Origin of the sequence: Hypericibacter adhaerens, assembly GCF_008728835.1 — a bacterium.
GTDB classification, from domain to species: domain Bacteria; phylum Pseudomonadota; class Alphaproteobacteria; order Dongiales; family Dongiaceae; genus Hypericibacter; species Hypericibacter adhaerens.
On record NZ_CP042582.1, the window covers coordinates 4,376,838 to 4,393,123 of the forward strand.

Genomic DNA, 16,286 nt, shown 5'->3' on the forward strand with positions numbered 1-16,286 from the left:
CTCGCACCTTACGCACGGGGTCAGGGCCCAAAGTCCCTGCCGGCTGGTCCCACTTTAGATAATGTCCCCCGGGAATTAAACAACCGCAAACCGGCCCGGGATCAAAGGCCTGCGAGGCAGCCAGCGAATCGGTCGCGGGTTCCGGCCGCCTTGCCTCGCGGCCCGCCCGCCCGGCATTTCCTGTCCTTCCGGCCAGACTCTCAGCCAGCCGTTGGCCGCCTGAATCCGGCAGCCGGCGAGCGTGCGCCCGCGGCCCGGCCCCGCCTGGATCCAGGCCAGGAGCCGCTCCAGCGCCTCGCCGCGCGGCGGATAGTCCTGCGATCCGACGGTCTGCAGCAGCCAGGCCAGCGCCTGGAGCGCCAGAGGCCGCGGCTGGTCGAGGATCAGCGCGCGGGGGAAGCGGGCCTCGCCCGCGGGATCGAGACGGACATGGGCGAAGAGAGCGGCGATCCGGTCCTCGAGACGAGCGCGGGCGCGGCCCAGGGCGCGGGCGGTGGCGGCGGCCTCGGCGCCGTCGATGCCCTGCGCCTGCAATTGCGGCAATCGGGCCCTGAGGCGGGCGCGCTCGAAGCTCATGTCCTGATTGGTCGGATCCTCGATCCAGCCCTGGCTTTCGGCGCGCAAAGTCGCACGCAGCGCGGCGCGGCCGACGCCGAGCAGAGGGCGCAGCAGCCGCACGCCGTCGAATTCCGCGACCGGCGCCATGGCGGCGAGTCCGACCAGGCCGCTGCCATGGCCGAGACGGATCAGGAAGGTCTCGGCCAGATCCTCGGCCTGGTGGGCCAGGAGCAGATGCAGCAGGGCATGGCGCCGGCAATAGTCCGCAAGCAGCGCGTAGCGCGCCCGGCGCGCCGCGGCCGGCAGGCCGTTCACGGGCTTGGGCCCGCGCCAGCGCAAGGTGACATGGCGGACGCCGCGCTCGCCCAGCCAGCGCTTGACCTGCCGCGCCTCCGCGGCCGCCTCGGGCCGCAGCCCGTGATCGACGGTGATGGCAACGATCCGGCCGCCATGCGCCTCGGCCCAGCGGGCGGCGAGCAGCGTCAGCGCCAGGCTGTCCGAGCCGCCGGAAACGGCGACGGCGAGCTCGGGCGCCCGCTCGAACGGGCCCAGCGCCCGCATCGCCCTCGCAAACGCCGAAGCGCCCAACGGCCTTGCCGGCCGCCGGGCGCTTGGGTCTCGAGCGCGTTTACGGGCTTTCGGACGCGAGACCAAGTCCCGCCTCCCGGGCGCCCGCGCCTCAGGCGCAGCCGTAATGTTCCTTCTCGCGCTTGGCGCGGACCAGGAGGTCCTCCGGCGCGCCCGGATATTTGGCGAGGAGCTGCGACAGCGCGGTGCAGGCATCCTGCTTCTTGCCCATCTCGCCCAGCGACATGCCGAGCTTCAGCAGGTTGTCGGCCGCCTTGCCGCTGTTGGGGTATTTCTGGAAGCCCTCGGCGAAGGCGACGGCGGCTTTCTGATAGTCGCCGCGCACGTAATAGGTCTCGCCCAGCCAGTATTGCGCATTGCCGGCGAGCACGTCGGTCGGGTTCTTCTGCACGAAGGCGCTGAAGGCCTTCTCGGCCTCGGGATAGTTGGCGGTGCGCAGCAGGCCGAACGCATATTCGTACTGTTCCTGCGGCGTGGCGCCGGGCAGGTCGTAGGCCGTCGCCGTGGCGGTCTGGGTCGCCGCCGGCGCCGTCGTCGAGGGGGCCGGCTGGCTGTTCTGCGCGGCTTCCATCTGGCTCTGGGTCAGGGTTCCCAGGATGCCGGAGCCGCTCGGCTGGGGCGGCGGGGTCGCCGCACCGCCGGTCGTCGTCGCGGTCTGCGTCGCCGGCGCGGAGGAAGCGGTGGCGCCGGCCGTCGCCGCAGCACCGGTGCCGGCGCCCGCCGGCGGCAGGGCCGAGCCGCCATGCTCCAGCGTCGACAGGCGCATCTCGTTGTCCTTCTGCATCCGGTCGAGGCGGTCGCTGAGCTGCTTGATCTGGAAGTTGGCATCCTCGAGCTTGCCGGTGAGGTCGCTGATCTGCTGCTCGAGCTGCTGGATGCGGACCTCCTGCTGGGCGAGCACGGAGGCGCTGTCCTGAGCCCGAGCCTCCGGGGCCTGCAGCAGCACCGGGACCGCCAGCATCAGACCGGCCGCCATAACCCAGGCGCCGGCCCTGGAACCGGAGGCTGTCTTGCGGTCGTTCACCCTTTCGAACCCCTGCATCGCGCGGTTCCTCAGCTTCTCGTCGGGTCTCGCCTGTCCGATGGGGCCGGACGATGCCCGGTTTTATGGACCAAAATAAGGCACAGCCGGCCAAGGGGATCCCCCTGGCCGGCTGACCGATCAATCAACAACGCACCGGGTGCGCCTGCGGTTCCAAGGGAGCCGCGGGGCCGGCACTCTTGTTACTGGACGTTCGGAACCGTCACGCCGCGGCGGTTCTGGGCCCAGGCGGTCTCGTCATGACCATCCACCGCCGGGCGCTCCTTGCCGTAGCTGATGGTCTGGATCCGGTTCGCGTCGATGCCGAGCGCGACCAGGTAGTTCGCGACCGAGGCCGCGCGGCGCTCGCCGAGCGCCAGGTTGTATTCGCGGGTGCCGCGCTCGTCGCAGTGACCCTCGACCACAACCGTCGCCTGCGGGTAGGACTTCAGCCAGGCGGCCTGCTTCTGCAGGGTGGCCTGCGCCTCGGGCGTCAGGTCGTAGCGGTCATAGCTAAAGAACACGCGGTCGCCGACATTCTGCACGAAGTCCTGCAACGTGCCCGGCGTCACCGTGTTCGCGGTGGCCGAGTTCGTGGTCGAGGTGCCCGTCGTGCTGCTGCCATCCGTCGCCGAGCTCTGCTCGGGAGTCGAGGAGCAGGCGGCCAGCAGCAGAGCTGCGGCAGCCGCCGTCAGAATCTTGAACTTCATGGGGTAGCCCTTTCTTCGCCAGTCCCGGGGGGAACGCTTATCTGAGCCTGATGTGGTCTTTTTGCTTCATGTGAGTTGGCGCTTCCAGACGGCAATTTTCCCTTCCGAATCAGCACCAGCCGGCCATTTCGCGGCCGCAATATATAAAGAGTGCCGGAAGGGGAATCAAGCGAGCCTGCGTCGGCATTTGTCTCAAACTGTTCACCCATTTTAGCGATTGATCAAGGAATCAGCGGTGACCAGGCGGGGTCGGAGGCGTCCAGCGGGGTGATGAGCTGGCGCTCGTTCGTGCCAGTCAGATCAATCGTATAGAGCTTGGGCTGCCCCTGCTCGGACTCCCGGAAGAAGGAGAGCACGCGTCCGTTGGGAGACCAGGTCGGCCCCTCGACCAGGTACCCCTGCGTCAACATGCGCTCTCCCGAACCGTCGGGACGCATCACGCCGATATAGAAGGTGCCGCCCGAAATCCGGGTGAAGGCGATGAGATCGCCTCGCGGCGACCAGACCGGCGTGCCGTATTTGCCCTGGCCGTGGCTGATGCGCTGCACGTTCGAGCCGTCGGCGTTCATCGTGTAGATCTGCTGCGAGCCGCCGCGGTCGGAGTTGAAGGTGATCATGCTGCCGTCGGGCGCGTAGCTCGGCGAGGTGTCGATCGCGGGGTTGTTGGTGAGCCGCGTCACCTTCCGCGTGCGCAGATCCATCGTGTAGATCTCGGTGTTGCCGTTCTGCGCCATGCTCATGATGACGCGATTGCCGTCGGGCGCGAAGCGCGGCGCGAAGGTCATGCCCGGGAAGTCGCCGAGCACCTCCTGCTGGCCGGTGTCGATGTTGAAGAGATAAACGCGCGGCCGGTTGTTGTAGTAGGAGAGATAGGTGATCTCCTGCGTCGAGGGCGAGAAGCGCGGCGTCAGCACGATGTAGCTGCCGTCGGTGAGGTAACGATGGTTCTCGCCGTCCTGGTCCATGATCGCGAGCCGCTTCACGCGCCGGTCGTAGGGACCCGATTCCGCGACATAGACGATGCGGGAATCGAAATAGCCGTCCTCGCCGGTGAGCCGCTTGTAGATCGCGTCGGCGATGATATGGGCGACGCGACGCCAGTTCTCGGGCTGGGTGAAATAGGCGAGGCCCGTCATCTGCTGCTCGCCATAGACGTCCCAGAGGCGGAACTCGACCCGGAGCCTGCCGTCGGCCTGCGTCTCGGCGCCGCCCGAGACCAGCGCCTGCGCGTTGATCACGCGCCAGTCGCCGAAGCGCGGCTGCACCCGGAGCGATTCCGGCGTCTGGATGAAGGCCTTCGCATCGATCGGCTTGAACAGGCCCGAGCGTTCGAGATCGGCCGCGATCACGCGCGAGATGTTGGCGCCCGTGGTCTGGTCGTTCGGGTTGGCGCCGTAGAGATCGGTCACGGCGATCGGCATCGGCTTCATCGTGCCCTGCGTGATGTCGATCCGCAGGCCTTCCTGCGCCGAGGCGCGCGTGACCGCGATTCCAGCCGCGATCGCGAGCAGGAGGATCGTCAAGGCCGCGTGCCGGCCGAGCTTAAAGAGCGGATTCATTGGCCCAACATCTCCTTGGGATCGAAGTTCAGCGTCACAATCTTCCAGGTGTTGTATTTCTTCACGGGCATCCGCTGCAGCGGGCTGCAGGTCAGCACGGCACGATAGGCACTTTCCGCGGCAGTTCGATAAAAGGTGTCGGAGGCCATGCGCGAGGTGTCGACGATCTCCGCGCGCGCAACCGAGCCGTCCGGGTTGAACATGACCCGGATCTCGACCGCGAGATTCTCCGCGTCGCGCGCGCCGGCCGGAATGTTCCAGCATTGCGCGAGCTGACGCCTGATCTCGTCGATCTCGCTGATCGTCAGCGGCGCGTCCGACAGGTTCTGCTGCGGCTGCGGCTGGGCCGGCTGCTGCGTCGGCTGCGGTTGCGTCTGCGTCTGGTCGGGCTCCTCCTTGAGCTTCTCCACGTTCTTCAGGAGCGAGGCCAGCGCATCCTCCTGCGGCTTGGGCTGTTCGGCCGGCTTCTGCTGCGGCGGCTTGGGCTTCTGCTGCGGCAGGATCTTCGGCGGCTCGGGTTCCTGCACCGGCTGCTCTTCGGCCGGCTTGGGCTCGGGCATCGTCTCGTCCGGCACCGGCTCGGGCGGCGGCGGTGCCGGCTCGGGCTCGGGTTCCGGCGGGGTCGGCGGCGGCGGCTCGGGCGGCGGCGTCTCCGCCTGGGGTTGCGGCGGCGGGGGCGTGGGCTCGGGCTCCGGCGGTTTCGGCTTCTCGACCGGCGTCGGGGTCGGGTTGGGCTGCTCCTGCTTGGGCGGCGTGGTGATATCCGCGATGGTGGCGAGCTGCACCGGCACGGGTGTGGGAATCTCCTCAGGCTCGATCCAGTCGGGCAAGCCAAAATAGATCGCCGCCAGAATGGCGGCGTGGAACGCCACGCTCAGAAGCGCGCCGCGCCTCATGGAACGGTCAATTGCCAATCTGCGTTCCCGTCTGGGTCTCGGCCGGCTGCTCGACGATGAGGGCCACCTGGGTGAAGCCTGCGCTCTTCACCAGCCCCATCACCTCCATCACGCGGCCGTAATTGATGGCCTTGTCGCCGCGCACATAGATCTTGGTGTCGGGCTTGTTGGCGGTGATCGCCTGGAGCCGCGCCACCAGCGATTCCATCGGCACCTCGGTCTCTTGCAGGTAGATCTTGCCCTCGCCATTCACCGTGACGACCAGGGGCTCGGTCGGCTCGCTGAGCGCTTCGGCCTTGGTCTGCGGCAGGTTGACCGGGATGCCGGAGGTGAGCAGCGGCGCCGTGATCATGAAGATCACCAGCAGCACCAGCATGACGTCGACCATCGGCGTCACGTTGATCTCCGCCATCGGCCGCCAGCTTCCGCCGCGGCCACCGCCGCGACGGCGCGAGCGCCGCTTCGGGGCGGCGACAATCGCGCCGGCCATCTAGCGCTTCTCCTCGAGCTGGCGGGACAGGATCGCGCCGAACTCGCCCGAGAAGGCCTCGAGGCGGTGGCCGTAGCGGCTGATGTCGCCCGAAAGCTTGTTGTAGGCGAGCACGGCGGGGATCGCGGCCACGAGGCCCAGGGCCGTCGCGAACAGCGCCTCGGCGATGCCGGGCGCCACCACGGCCAGCGTGGTGTTCTTCGCCGCCGCGATCGAGGCGAAGCTGTTCATGATGCCCCAGACCGTGCCGAACAGGCCGATGAAGGGGGCGGAGGAGCCGACCGAGGCGAGATAGATCAGATGGCGCTCGAGTTGCTCCATCTCGCGGCCCAGCGTGATGTCCATGACGCGCTCGATGCGGTCCTGGAGGCTGGTGCGGAGCTGGTCGGTGCCGAGCAGGCCCTTTGCCGCGGAACGGCGCCACTCGCGCATGGCGGCGACGAAGATCGCCGACATCGGATCGGGCGGGCGGTTCGAGATGCGGTCGAACAGCTCCTCGAGCGAGCCGCCGGACCAGAAGGATTCCTCGAACTTGTCGGCCTGGCCGGTGAGCCTACGGATGCGGATCACCTTGTCGAAGATGATGGCCCAGGTCCAGAAGGAGGCCAGCAGCAGGATCAGGATCACGACCTTGACGATGATGTCGGCCTGCATGAACAGGCCGATGATCGTCAGATCGGCGGGCGGCGCCGAACCGGCTAGGTTGGCGGCATCAACAGCGGCGTTCTCCATCTCTAATCGACTCGCTTTTCGGATTGCTGGAAACGGGCAAGCGCGGCACGCACCACGGCGGGAATCCGCTTCGGCCGGCCGTCGCGGTTGAGGCAGGCGAGCCGGACCTTGAGGCGTGCGACGTCGTCCTCGTTGCGGCGGATCACCTGAAGGGCATCGAGCGTGGCTCCCCCCACCTCGACAACACGGGTCCGGACCTCGAGCAGATCGTCGAGCCGCGCCGACTTGAGGTAGTCCACCTCGCAGCGCGCCACGGCAAAGCTCAGCTCTTCGGTCCGGGTCATCTCGGAATGGCTGGTGCCGAGCTCGCGCATCATCTCGGTGCGCGCGCGCTCGGCGAATTTCAGATAGTTGGCGTAATAGACGATCCCGCCGGCATCCGTGTCCTCGTAATAGACGCGGATCGGCCAGCGATGGATGGCGGCGCCGGAGGCTTCGCGCTCAATCAACCGGAACCTCCGTCGGGTCGACCGGCTGGATCAGATCGAGCTGGCCGCTGCGCTCCGGCTCCGGCAAGCCCAGATGACGGTAGCCGTTGCCGGTCAGCATGCGCCCGCGCGGGGTGCGCTGAAGGAGGCCGCGCTGGATCAGGAAGGGCTCGATCACCTCCTCGATCACGTCGCGCTGTTCGGAGAGTGCCGCCGCCAGCGTCTCGACGCCCACCGGCCCGCCCGCATAGTTCTCGGCGATGCAGCGCAGATAGCGCCGGTCCATGGAATCGAGCCCCAGCCCGTCCACCTCGAGCCGGTTGAGCGCGGCGTCGGCCGCCTTCTCGTCGACCTCGTCGCGTCCCGCCACCGCCGCGAAATCGCGCACCCGCCTGAGCAGGCGCCCGGCGATGCGCGGCGTGCCGCGCGCGCGCCGCGCGATCTCGGCCGCACCCTTAGGCGTCAGGTTCATGCCGAGGAGCCCGGCACCGCGGCGCACGATCGCCTCGAGCTCGTCGGCCGCATAGAACTGCAGCCGCAGCGGAATGCCGAAGCGCTCGCGCAAGGGCGTGGTGATGAGGCCGGAGCGCGTGGTGGCGCCCACCAGCGTGAAGGGCGGCAGGTCGATCCGGACCGAGCGCGCGGCCGGTCCCTCGCCGATGATGAGATCGAGCTGCTGATCCTCCATCGCCGGATAGAGGATCTCCTCGACCGCGGGGTTGAGGCGATGGATCTCGTCGATGAAGAGCACGTCGCGCGGCTGCAGGTTGGTGAGGAGTGCCGCGAGATCGCCCGCGCGCGCGATCACGGGACCCGAGGTCGCACGGAATCCCACGCCCAGCTCGCGCGCCACGATCTGCGCCAGCGTGGTCTTGCCCAGGCCCGGCGGCCCGAACAGCAGCACATGGTCGAGCGCCTCGGCGCGGCCGCGTGCCGCCGTGATGAAGATGCGCAGGTTCTCGCGCAACTGCTTCTGCCCGACGAACTCGTCGAGCGTCAGCGGCCGGAGGCTCGATTCGGCCTGGTCCTCGCCGCGGCGCTCCGGCTGGATGACGCGCGTCTCGCTCAATGGCTGAGCTCCTTAAGCCCGGCGCGGATCAGCGCCTCGGCCGAGGCCTTGGCGCCCAGCGCGCGCGCCGCGCTGGAGACGGCGCCCAGCGCCTCCTGCGGGCGGTAGCCGAGATTGACCAGGGCCGACACGGCGTCAGCCATGGGGCCGGGGGCCTCCGTCTCGGCGGCGGCACTGGCGAGGCCCGCCAAAGGCGTACCGAGCGCGATGCCGCCCGCCTTGTCCTTGAGCTCGGTCACGATGCGCTGCGCCAGCTTCGGGCCGACGCCGCCGGCGCGGGTGAGCGCGGTCTTGTCCTGCGCCAGCACCGCCTGCAGCAGCTCCTCCGGCGACAGCGCGCTCAGAAGGGAGAGCCCGACCTTGGCGCCCACGCCCTGCACCGTCGTCAGCAGACGGAACCAGTCGCGCTCGGCCGCCGTCGCGAAGCCGTAGAGATGGATATGGTCCTCGCGCACATGGGTCTCGATCAGGAGGCTCGCGCGCTCGCCGGTGCGCGCGAGGCCGCCCAGCGTGCGGCTCGAGGCGAAGACGAGATAGCCCACGCCGTTGACGTCGATCACGGCGCTGTCGCCGCCGACCTGATCGACCAGGCCGCTGAGCTTGGCGATCATCGGCGCGCCTCCGCCGCGACGGGTGCCTGCCAGCGATCGAGCGTGTTGGCGTGATGGGCATGGCAGATGGCCACCGCCAGCGCGTCGGCCGCGTCGGGGCTTTCGATCAGGCAGCCCGGCAGCAAGAGCTTCACCATGCGCTGGATCTGCTGCTTCTCGGCATGGCCCGCGCCCACCACCGACTTCTTGACGAGGTTGGTGGAATATTCGGCGACCGGGATGCCGGCCAGCGCCGGCACCAGCAGCGCCACGCCGCGCGCCAATCCGAGCTTCAAGGTCGAGCTCGCGTTCTTGTTGACGAACGTCTCCTCGACCGCGGCGGCGTCGGGCCGGTAGCGATCGATGATCTGCGTCAGTCCCTCATGGAGCTGCACCAGGCGCTCCGCCATCGGCCGGGCGCCGTCCGAATGGACGGCGCCGTCGGCGACATGCGAGAGGCGGTTGCCCCGCACCTCGATCACGCCCCAGCCGGTATGGCGCAATCCGGGATCTAGCCCCAGGAGCCGCATAAACCTCTTGTCCCGTGTCCTTCTTTCCGGACGGATCGATCCGGCGCGTGGCTGTCGGCGCTCTCAGGCCGACAGACGCGCCAGGACATCGTCGGCGATTTCGTAATTGGCGAAGACGGTCTGGACGTCGTCATTGTCCTCGAGCGCTTCGATCAGCTTCAGCAGCGTCTCGGCCGCGGTCTCGTCGACCGGCACCGTGTTCTGCGGCTGCCAGGTCAGCTTCGCGAACTCCGGCACGCCGAACTTGGCTTCGAGCGCATCGCGCACCTGCGCGAAATCCTCGGTCTGGGTCGTGACGGTATGGCCGCCCTCGTCGCTCTCGACATTCTCGGCCCCCGCCTCCAGCGCCGCCTCGAACATGGCGTCGGGCGTGGCGACCGCGAGCGGGAAGCGGATCGTGCCCTTGCGCCCGAACATGAAGGAGACGCTGTTGGTCTCGCCCATGTTCCCGCCGCCCTTGGCGAAGACCGAGCGGATCTCGGAGGCGGTACGGTTGCGGTTGTCGGTCAGCGCCTCGACGATGATGGCGACCCCGCCGGGACCGTAGCCCTCGTAACGGATCTCCTCGAAATTCGCGTCGGCCCCGCCGCCGCTGCCGCGCTTGATCGCGCGCTCGATCGTGTCCTTGGGCATGTTGGCGTTGCGGGCGGCGGTGATGGCCGAGCGCAGGCGCGGGTTGGCCGCCGGGTCGGGCAGCCCGTTGCGGGCCGCCGTCGTCAGTTCCCGGATGAGCTTGGTAAAGAGCTTGCCGCGCCGGGCGTCCTGGGCGCCCTTGCGGACCATGATGTTCTTGAATTGCGAATGGCCGGCCATAGCCTCAAAATCCACATGCTGAGGGGGAGTTAGCGATACCCTACCATATTTTGTGGGGCTCATTCGCCTTATCGGCGCAGAGGTAGTCCGTCAATATGGCAAGAATGGGGCCGCCTTCTAGCAGGATTTCCTAGGCTTCCCAAGGGCTAGAGAGGCCGCGACTCGGGGGCCCCGTGTCCGAGCTTTGCCACCCAGACCGGTTTCAGCGCTTGTTAACCTTCGCGCACCCAAACTCGGCCCCGCGTCTTTCGAGGAGAGGCTTCATGGCGCAGCTCACGGATCCGATCCTTCCCGATCTGGAGAAGGCATTGAAGCGCCACGGCAGCGACGTTGCCGAGCTGGGCCGAGTCGCGCAGCGCGTGACCGAGATGGTCTCGGAAGCGGGCCTGAGCGCGCTCGATGCCTGCCTCGCCCTGGCCGAGACCGGCACGCCGGCGCTCGCCGCCTCCAAGCGCATCGCCGACGACCTCACCACCCGCGCCGCCACCATCGAACGCGAGGTCGGCCGCGCGATCCTGACTGCGAAACCGGTTTAAGGGCGCCCCTCCTCGTCATCCTCGCGAAAGCGGGGATCCAACCCAATCCAGCGACACCCGTCGAAAGATAGATTTCCGCTTCGAGAGGATGGCGCCGCGACGCAGGTTCACGGCCCCCTTCCTACTCGAAGCGAAACGGCACCGTGGATTTGACGAAGCGCATGTCGATTGACGATAGACATCAAATCCGGGTGCAACTATCCTAAAAAATCAACCTAAGGACGCACCGTGCGGGCATGTTTCGCAATAGCCTTGGCTGTGTTTTTGGCTGGTTGTGCGACCGAGCCGCCTAAGAACCCGGTACCAATTCAGGCGGCCGCCTATCAGACCGAGCCTCAGGGCGATTACGCAACTGTCGTTGTCATCAGAGACGGCGGCTATGGCGGAAGCTTCTGCTATGTGAACTTCTATGTAGACAGCCAGCTCATTGCCAATTTCGACGTTTCGCAAATGATCACGATCTATGTGCCTCCTGGTGAGCACATCTTCAGCATACGCCCTGTCAGCAGTTTCTCCTGCGGCGACACATCGGGTCTGATGCAAGAAATCGCCGTGAACCTGAAGAACGGCGAAACCAAAAAGTACCGTATTGGTTTCATCAACATGGTCTTCACCATCGCCCCAACAGCATTCTGACGCCCCCCTCGCTCTCGCCCCCCGGATAGGGCGGGTCGCCCGGCTTAGGGCCAGCTCTCCGCCAGCTTCCCTCCTACCCTGAGCGGCGCGCAGCGCTTCGCGAGCCCCGTCGCATCGTCCGTCTCGACGAAGAGCCCGCAGACCGTCGCGGGTCCTTCGGCCGCCGTCAGCCGCTCGGTCGGCATCTTGCGCACGAAGCGCTGGATGGGGAGCGTCTTCTGCATGCCGATCACGGAATCATAATCGCCGCACATGCCGGCATCGGTCAGGTAGGCCGTGCCCTTCTCCAGCAGCATCGCGTCCGCCGTGGGCACATGGGTGTGCGTGCCGACCACCGCCGAGACGCGGCCGTCGAAGGCGTGGCCGAAGGCCATCTTCTCGCTGGTCGCCTCGGCGTGGAAATCGAACAGAACCGCATCCGCGCCGCGACCGAGGCCCGTCTCGGCCAGGATCGCCTCGCCGGCGGCGAAGGGATCGTCGAGCGGATCCATGAAAAGCCGGCCCATCAGGTTGGCGACCAGCACCTTGCGGCCGCGGGGCGCCTCGTAGAGGGCATGCCCGCGCCCCGGCGTGTCCTTGGGGAAGTTCACGGGCCGCAGCAGGCGCGGCGCGCGGTCGATGAAGGCGGCCGTCTCCTTCTGGTCCCAGACATGGTTGCCGGTGGTGACGACATCGACGCCGGACCGGGTCAGCTCCGACAGGATGCGCTCGGTGATGCCGAAGCCGCCGGCCGCGTTCTCGCCGTTGGCCACCACGAAATCGAGCGCCAGGCGCTCGCGGATCGCGGGCATCCGCTCCGCCACCGCCTCGCGGCCGGCGCGCCCCACGATATCGCCCAGAAGCAGGATCCTCATGCCGTCACCGCCACCTCAATTCGCGCCTTCAGTTCGCCCCGACACGCTGCGCCCGCCGCTCGGTGACGACCCAGTCGAGCGGCTGGTCGAAATCCGCATGCGGCACATGGGCGACCTCCTGCCCGTCGAAGGCCGTGCCGACCGCGAGCGCCCCCGCCCGCGCCCGCAGCTTCTCCAGGGTACGGTCGTAGAAACCGCCGCCATAGCCCAGACGATAGCCCTCGCGGTCGAAGGCCAGCATCGGCACCAGCAGGAGCTGCGGCTCGAGGAGCAAGGCGTCGGGCGGGCAGGTCGGCACGCGGAAGGGCCCGGGCACCAGGGCGATGCCGGGCCGCCAGTCACGGAACTGCAAGGGCTGGTCGCGGCCGATCACCACCGGCAGGCCCACCGGATGGCCGAGCTCCACCAGCCGTTCCATCAACGGCCGCGGATCGAACTCGCCCTCGAGCGGCCAGTAGCCGGCGACCACGGTGCCGGGCTTGGGCCGGCAGGCCGCAAGGAAATGCTCTGCAGCGGCGGCACCCGCCGCCGCGGGCCCGATCGTGGCCGCCAATTGCCGCCGCCGCTCGGTCGCGAGCGCGCGCAGCGCGCGCTTGGCGTCGGCCAGGCGGTCGGGATTCGGGCTTTCGGTGGCCATGCTCAAGGCGCCCGCGTCGCAGGATCGCGGCCGGACTCGTCCCGGTGTCGCGAAGGAGGCCGGGCGGTTGCAGCCGGGGGATATGCCATGAGCGTCGAGAAGGTCGGACGGGGCCACGATGGCCGGTGAGCGTTTCTATCCTCTTGCGGCCTGCTCTCAGCAGGTGGGCGCCGTGTAATTGGGCCTAGACCCAACCAGGGACAGCTCCCAAGAGAATAATCATTGGCCCCAGGGATACGTAGCTCTGTCGCACCGCGCAGCGCCCGTCCGGCCTGAGAACTTAGGGTGCCGAGAGCCTCGTCGCAATGGCGTCCATGCGCCGCGCCATGGCCTCGACCGCATCCGCCGCCGCCGCGGCATCCCGCTCGGCCGCGCGCTGCACCGAGGCGTCGGCGGCCGCGCGGGCCGTTGCGAGCTCGTCGGCGATGACCAGCGCCGCCATGGCGAGCAGCCGGTTGTCGGCGACCGGCCCCAGGCGGCGCGCCATCTCGGAGACCCGGCGATCGAGATCGATGCCCAGCGTCTGCAGCCGTTCCTCCTGCCCGTCGTCGCAGGCGATCTCGTAAGGCCGTCCGTTGAGCGAAAGCGTCACGGTCGCCATGAGCGTCCTTTCCTTACTGCGAAGAAATCGAGATATCGACGGGAGCTGGCCACCGGCACGAGGCGCAAGGGCCACATTCCTTCGTCATCCCCGCGAAAACGGGGATCCATCCTGACCCAGATCGCCAAGCGTCGGCTTGGATCCCCGCTTTCGCGGGGATGACAATGAGGGGATGGCCGATGGAGGCTGACGGAGTCATCGAATGTCGTCAGACTTCGACGGCGGCTTTCAGCCGCGCGATGACCTGGTCGATGCGGCTATAGACGCTGCGGGCCTCGCCCTGCAGCGCCTGATAGGCGGCGCGGAGCGCCTGCAGCTCCGATTCGAGCTGGCTGCGGTCGGCCTGGGTCAGGCGCTCGCGCGAATCGATCGCGTGCTCCAGCCGTTGCAACGCGACGTCGAGATGATCCAGCGCCTGCGCGAGCTTGGTCATGCGGTCGATCCCGGAACCGTTCCCGAACAGCCGGATCGGTCGGCAACCCAGCCGGAAAAATGGCTTCCGATCCGTTCTTCACTCGGGAGCATAGGGGGCGGCGGATTGCCGCGTCAACGCCGCCCCTCCCGAGCGCCCGCCTCGCATCCCTGCGCCGCATTCCCGAAGGGGCTCCCAGGGTTGACGCAAGGTCGGACGGGCGGCATGTTCCGGGCGCGCCGCCCAAGCCAGGCCCTTCGATCGTGCCGGCGGCCCGCAGAAGCCCCGCTTCCACCCGTTGGCGATATCCCATTATGGACACGGCTGTGCCCCCCTCCTCCTCCGTCGCTCCGGCTTCCCTCGCCTCCCCTTCCCTCGCCCATCCCAGCTACAAGGCCAGCCCTCGCGACATGGCCAATGCCATCCGCGCCCTGGCGATGGACGCCGTGGAGAAGGCCGCCTCCGGCCATCCCGGCATGCCGATGGGCATGGCCGATGTCGCCACGGTGCTCTGGAGCCGGTTCCTGAAGTTCGACGCCGCCCATCCGCACTGGCCCGACCGCGACCGCTTCGTGCTGTCGGCCGGCCACGGCTCGATGCTGCTCTACAGCCTGCTGCATCTGACGGGCTTCGCCGACATGACGCTCGACGAGCTGCGCCGCTTCCGCCAGCTCGGCAGCCGCACGGCGGGCCATCCCGAATATGGTCATGCCGCCGGCATCGAGACCACGACCGGTCCCTTGGGCCAGGGCCTGGGCAACGCGGTCGGCATGGCGCTCGCCGAGCGCATGGCCGCCGCCCGCTTCGGCGCCGACCTCGTCGATCATTACACCTATGTGATCGCGGGCGATGGTTGCCTGATGGAAGGCATCAGTCACGAGGCGATCTCGCTCGCGGGCCATCTCAAGCTTGGCAAGCTGATCGTCCTCTTCGACGACAACAGCATCTCGATCGACGGACCGACCTCGCTCGCGGTCTCCGACGACCAGATCGGCCGCTTCAAGGCCAGCGGCTGGGCCACGGCCTCGGTCGACGGCCACGATCCGGAGGCGGTCGCCGCCGCGATCGAGGCGGCACGCACCAGCGACCGTCCCACGCTGATCGCCTGCAAGACCGTGATCGGCTTCGGCGCGCCGAAGAAGGCCGGCACCGCGGCGACGCACGGCGCGCCTCTCGGCGCCGACGAAGTGGCTGGCGCCCGCGAGAAGCTCGGCTGGTCCTTCCCGCCCTTCACGGTGCCCGAGACCATCCTCCAGTCCTGGCGCCAGGCGGGATCGCGCGGAAGCGAGGCCTACCAGGCCTGGACGCAGCGCCACGCCGCCCATAAGGACCGCGCCGAGTTCGATCGCCGCCAGGCGGGCGAGCTGCCGGCGCAATTCGCCGCCACCATCGAGGCCGCCAAGAAGGCGGTCTCGGCCGAGGCGCCGAAGCTCGCCACCCGCCAGTCCTCGCAGCGCGTGCTCGAGGCGCTGTCGCCGGTGATGCCCGAGCTCCTGGGCGGCTCGGCCGATCTCACCGGCTCCAACAACACCAAGGCCAAGGACATGGCGCCGGTGACGGCGCAGAACTATGGCGGCCGCTACGTCTACTGGGGCGTGCGCGAGCATGGCATGGCGGCGGCGATGAACGGCATCGCGCTGCATGGCGGCTTCGCGCCCTATGGCGGCACCTTCCTGGTCTTCACCGATTATTGCCGGCCCTCGATCCGCCTCTCGGCGCTGATGGGCCAGCGGGTCGTCTATGTGATGACGCATGATTCGATCGGGCTGGGCGAGGACGGCCCCACGCACCAGCCGGTCGAGCATCTGGCGAGCCTGCGCGCGATCCCGAACCTGCTGGTCTTCCGTCCCTGCGACACAGTCGAGACCGCGGAATGCTGGGCCCTGGCGCTGGCCGAGCGCCACACGCCGTCGGTCCTGGCCCTGACGCGCCAGGCGGTGCCGACCGTGCGCACCGCCCACACCGCCGAGAACCGCAGCGCGCGCGGCGGCTATGTGCTGCAGGACTCTCACCTGCCGCGCCAGGTGACGCTGATCGCCACCGGCTCCGAGGTCGCGCTGGCCGTCGAGGCCCGGGCCCGGCTCGAGGCCGACGGGATCGGCGCCGCCGTCGTCTCCATGCCGTCCTGGGAACTGTTCGACCGCCAGCCCGCTTCCTACCGCGAGGAGGTGCTGGGCGCGACCGCGGTGCGCGTCGCGATCGAGGCGGCCTCGGTGTTCGGCTGGGAACGCTATGTCGGCCCGCGCGGCGCCGTGATCGGCATGACGGGCTTCGGCGCGTCGGCTCCCGCCGGCGACCTCTACAAGCATTTCGGCATCACCGCCGACGCGGCCGTGAAGGCGGCGAAGGCGCGGCTCTAGAAGCAAGGTCCTTTTCTCCCCCACATCCTCGAGGGCAGGCACCTTCACTCTTTCTCATCCACTCACTCGTTCGTCATCCCCGTATCCTTGAGGGAGGCACGTTCACTCCATCCGTCATCCCCGCGAAAGCGGGGATCCATCCTGATCCAGATCACCAGGCTTTGAGTTGGATCCCCGCTTTCGCGGGGATGACGACAAGAGCGACGGCCAACCCCGGCAAGGGACGGCGAAAAAGACAGGGGGCCGCATCCGCGCCCCCGTTCCAT

General features: G+C 68.4%; 19 protein-coding genes and 1 other RNA gene. 3 read left to right on the top strand and 17 right to left on the bottom strand.

The features are described from left to right. Nucleotides 1–75 precede the first annotated feature (75 nt). The 12 genes from tilS to FRZ61_RS19635 form a co-directional block, all read right to left on the bottom strand. On the bottom strand, nucleotides 76–1,119 hold the full coding sequence (tilS, locus tag FRZ61_RS19580; RefSeq protein ID WP_191909111.1) for a tRNA lysidine(34) synthetase TilS: 1,044 nt from the start codon (nucleotides 1,117–1,119) through the stop codon (nucleotides 76–78). Between the two features lie 118 nt (nucleotides 1,120–1,237). Beyond that, nucleotides 1,238–2,188 (bottom strand): tol-pal system protein YbgF, encoded by a 951-nt coding sequence (gene ybgF, locus FRZ61_RS19585; RefSeq protein ID WP_151119314.1) that lies wholly within the window; start codon nucleotides 2,186–2,188, stop codon nucleotides 1,238–1,240. A gap of 182 nt (nucleotides 2,189–2,370) precedes the next feature. Further along, entirely contained in the window at nucleotides 2,371–2,877 is a 507-nt protein-coding gene (gene pal, locus FRZ61_RS19590; RefSeq protein ID WP_151119315.1) for a peptidoglycan-associated lipoprotein Pal, read from the bottom strand. A gap of 221 nt (nucleotides 2,878–3,098) precedes the next feature. Next, the gene (gene tolB, locus FRZ61_RS19595; protein WP_151119316.1) at nucleotides 3,099–4,436 is read right to left on the bottom strand and encodes a Tol-Pal system beta propeller repeat protein TolB; all 1,338 of its coding nucleotides are present in this window, start codon (nucleotides 4,434–4,436) and stop codon (nucleotides 3,099–3,101) included. Further along, the gene (locus FRZ61_RS19600; RefSeq protein WP_151119317.1) at nucleotides 4,433–5,350 is read right to left on the bottom strand and encodes an energy transducer TonB; all 918 of its coding nucleotides are present in this window, start codon (nucleotides 5,348–5,350) and stop codon (nucleotides 4,433–4,435) included. Before FRZ61_RS19600 ends, tolB begins: the two co-directional genes overlap by 4 nt. Next, a complete protein-coding gene (gene tolR / locus FRZ61_RS19605) occupies nucleotides 5,340–5,822 on the bottom strand; it encodes a protein TolR (protein WP_151119318.1) in 483 nt (160 codons plus the stop codon). The genes FRZ61_RS19600 and tolR overlap by 11 nt, the downstream gene beginning before the upstream one ends. Continuing rightward, nucleotides 5,823–6,554 (bottom strand): protein TolQ, encoded by a 732-nt coding sequence (gene tolQ / locus FRZ61_RS19610; protein ID WP_151119319.1) that lies wholly within the window; start codon nucleotides 6,552–6,554, stop codon nucleotides 5,823–5,825. A 2-nt stretch (nucleotides 6,555–6,556) separates the two neighbouring features. After that, nucleotides 6,557–7,003, bottom strand: coding sequence for a tol-pal system-associated acyl-CoA thioesterase (gene ybgC, locus FRZ61_RS19615; protein ID WP_318526346.1), 447 nt, complete (start codon nucleotides 7,001–7,003; stop codon nucleotides 6,557–6,559). Next, nucleotides 6,996–8,051 (bottom strand): Holliday junction branch migration DNA helicase RuvB, encoded by a 1,056-nt coding sequence (gene ruvB / locus FRZ61_RS19620; protein WP_151119320.1) that lies wholly within the window; start codon nucleotides 8,049–8,051, stop codon nucleotides 6,996–6,998. The genes ybgC and ruvB overlap by 8 nt, the downstream gene beginning before the upstream one ends. Continuing rightward, nucleotides 8,048–8,662: a Holliday junction branch migration protein RuvA gene (gene ruvA, locus FRZ61_RS19625; RefSeq protein WP_151119321.1), complete on the bottom strand. Its 615-nt coding sequence runs from the start codon at nucleotides 8,660–8,662 to the stop codon at nucleotides 8,048–8,050. Before ruvA ends, ruvB begins: the two co-directional genes overlap by 4 nt. Beyond that, entirely contained in the window at nucleotides 8,659–9,144 is a 486-nt protein-coding gene (ruvC, locus tag FRZ61_RS19630; protein WP_263641739.1) for a crossover junction endodeoxyribonuclease RuvC, read from the bottom strand. Before ruvC ends, ruvA begins: the two co-directional genes overlap by 4 nt. A 90-nt stretch (nucleotides 9,145–9,234) precedes the next feature. Beyond that, the gene (locus FRZ61_RS19635; RefSeq protein ID WP_151119323.1) at nucleotides 9,235–9,984 is read right to left on the bottom strand and encodes a YebC/PmpR family DNA-binding transcriptional regulator; all 750 of its coding nucleotides are present in this window, start codon (nucleotides 9,982–9,984) and stop codon (nucleotides 9,235–9,237) included. A gap of 263 nt (nucleotides 9,985–10,247) precedes the next feature. On the opposite strand from FRZ61_RS19635, the gene FRZ61_RS19640 reads away from it, so the two are divergent. Together FRZ61_RS19640 and FRZ61_RS19645 are read left to right on the top strand one after the other, a co-directional pair. Next, nucleotides 10,248–10,520 carry a hypothetical protein gene (locus FRZ61_RS19640; protein WP_151119324.1) on the top strand — a complete coding sequence of 91 codons (273 nt, stop codon included), beginning with the start codon at nucleotides 10,248–10,250 and terminating at the stop codon, nucleotides 10,518–10,520. A 252-nt stretch (nucleotides 10,521–10,772) separates the two neighbouring features. After that, on the top strand, nucleotides 10,773–11,156 hold the full coding sequence (locus tag FRZ61_RS19645) for a hypothetical protein (RefSeq protein ID WP_191909112.1): 384 nt from the start codon (nucleotides 10,773–10,775) through the stop codon (nucleotides 11,154–11,156). A gap of 44 nt (nucleotides 11,157–11,200) precedes the next feature. Here FRZ61_RS19645 and FRZ61_RS19650 read toward each other — a convergent pair whose 3' ends face one another. The 5 genes from FRZ61_RS19650 to FRZ61_RS19670 all read right to left on the bottom strand — a co-directional run bounded on the left by FRZ61_RS19650 (nucleotide 11,201) and on the right by FRZ61_RS19670 (nucleotide 13,681). After that, nucleotides 11,201–12,010 (bottom strand): TIGR00282 family metallophosphoesterase, encoded by an 810-nt coding sequence (locus FRZ61_RS19650; RefSeq protein ID WP_151119326.1) that lies wholly within the window; start codon nucleotides 12,008–12,010, stop codon nucleotides 11,201–11,203. Between the two features lie 28 nt (nucleotides 12,011–12,038). Continuing rightward, nucleotides 12,039–12,647 carry a 5-formyltetrahydrofolate cyclo-ligase gene (locus FRZ61_RS19655; protein WP_151119327.1) on the bottom strand — a complete coding sequence of 203 codons (609 nt, stop codon included), beginning with the start codon at nucleotides 12,645–12,647 and terminating at the stop codon, nucleotides 12,039–12,041. Nucleotides 12,648–12,753: 106 nt separating this feature from the next. Then, nucleotides 12,754–12,913: non-coding RNA, 6S RNA (gene ssrS, locus FRZ61_RS19660), on the bottom strand. A 14-nt stretch (nucleotides 12,914–12,927) separates the two neighbouring features. Continuing rightward, on the bottom strand, nucleotides 12,928–13,248 hold the full coding sequence (locus FRZ61_RS19665) for a cell division protein ZapA (protein WP_151119328.1): 321 nt from the start codon (nucleotides 13,246–13,248) through the stop codon (nucleotides 12,928–12,930). 208 nt (nucleotides 13,249–13,456) lie between these two features. Beyond that, the gene (locus FRZ61_RS19670; protein WP_151119329.1) at nucleotides 13,457–13,681 is read right to left on the bottom strand and encodes a hypothetical protein; all 225 of its coding nucleotides are present in this window, start codon (nucleotides 13,679–13,681) and stop codon (nucleotides 13,457–13,459) included. Nucleotides 13,682–14,070: 389 nt separating this feature from the next. Between FRZ61_RS19670 and tkt the strand changes: the two genes are divergently transcribed. Continuing rightward, on the top strand, nucleotides 14,071–16,020 hold the full coding sequence (gene tkt / locus FRZ61_RS19675; protein WP_225308909.1) for a transketolase: 1,950 nt from the start codon (nucleotides 14,071–14,073) through the stop codon (nucleotides 16,018–16,020). The last annotated feature ends 266 nt before the right edge of the window (nucleotides 16,021–16,286 follow it).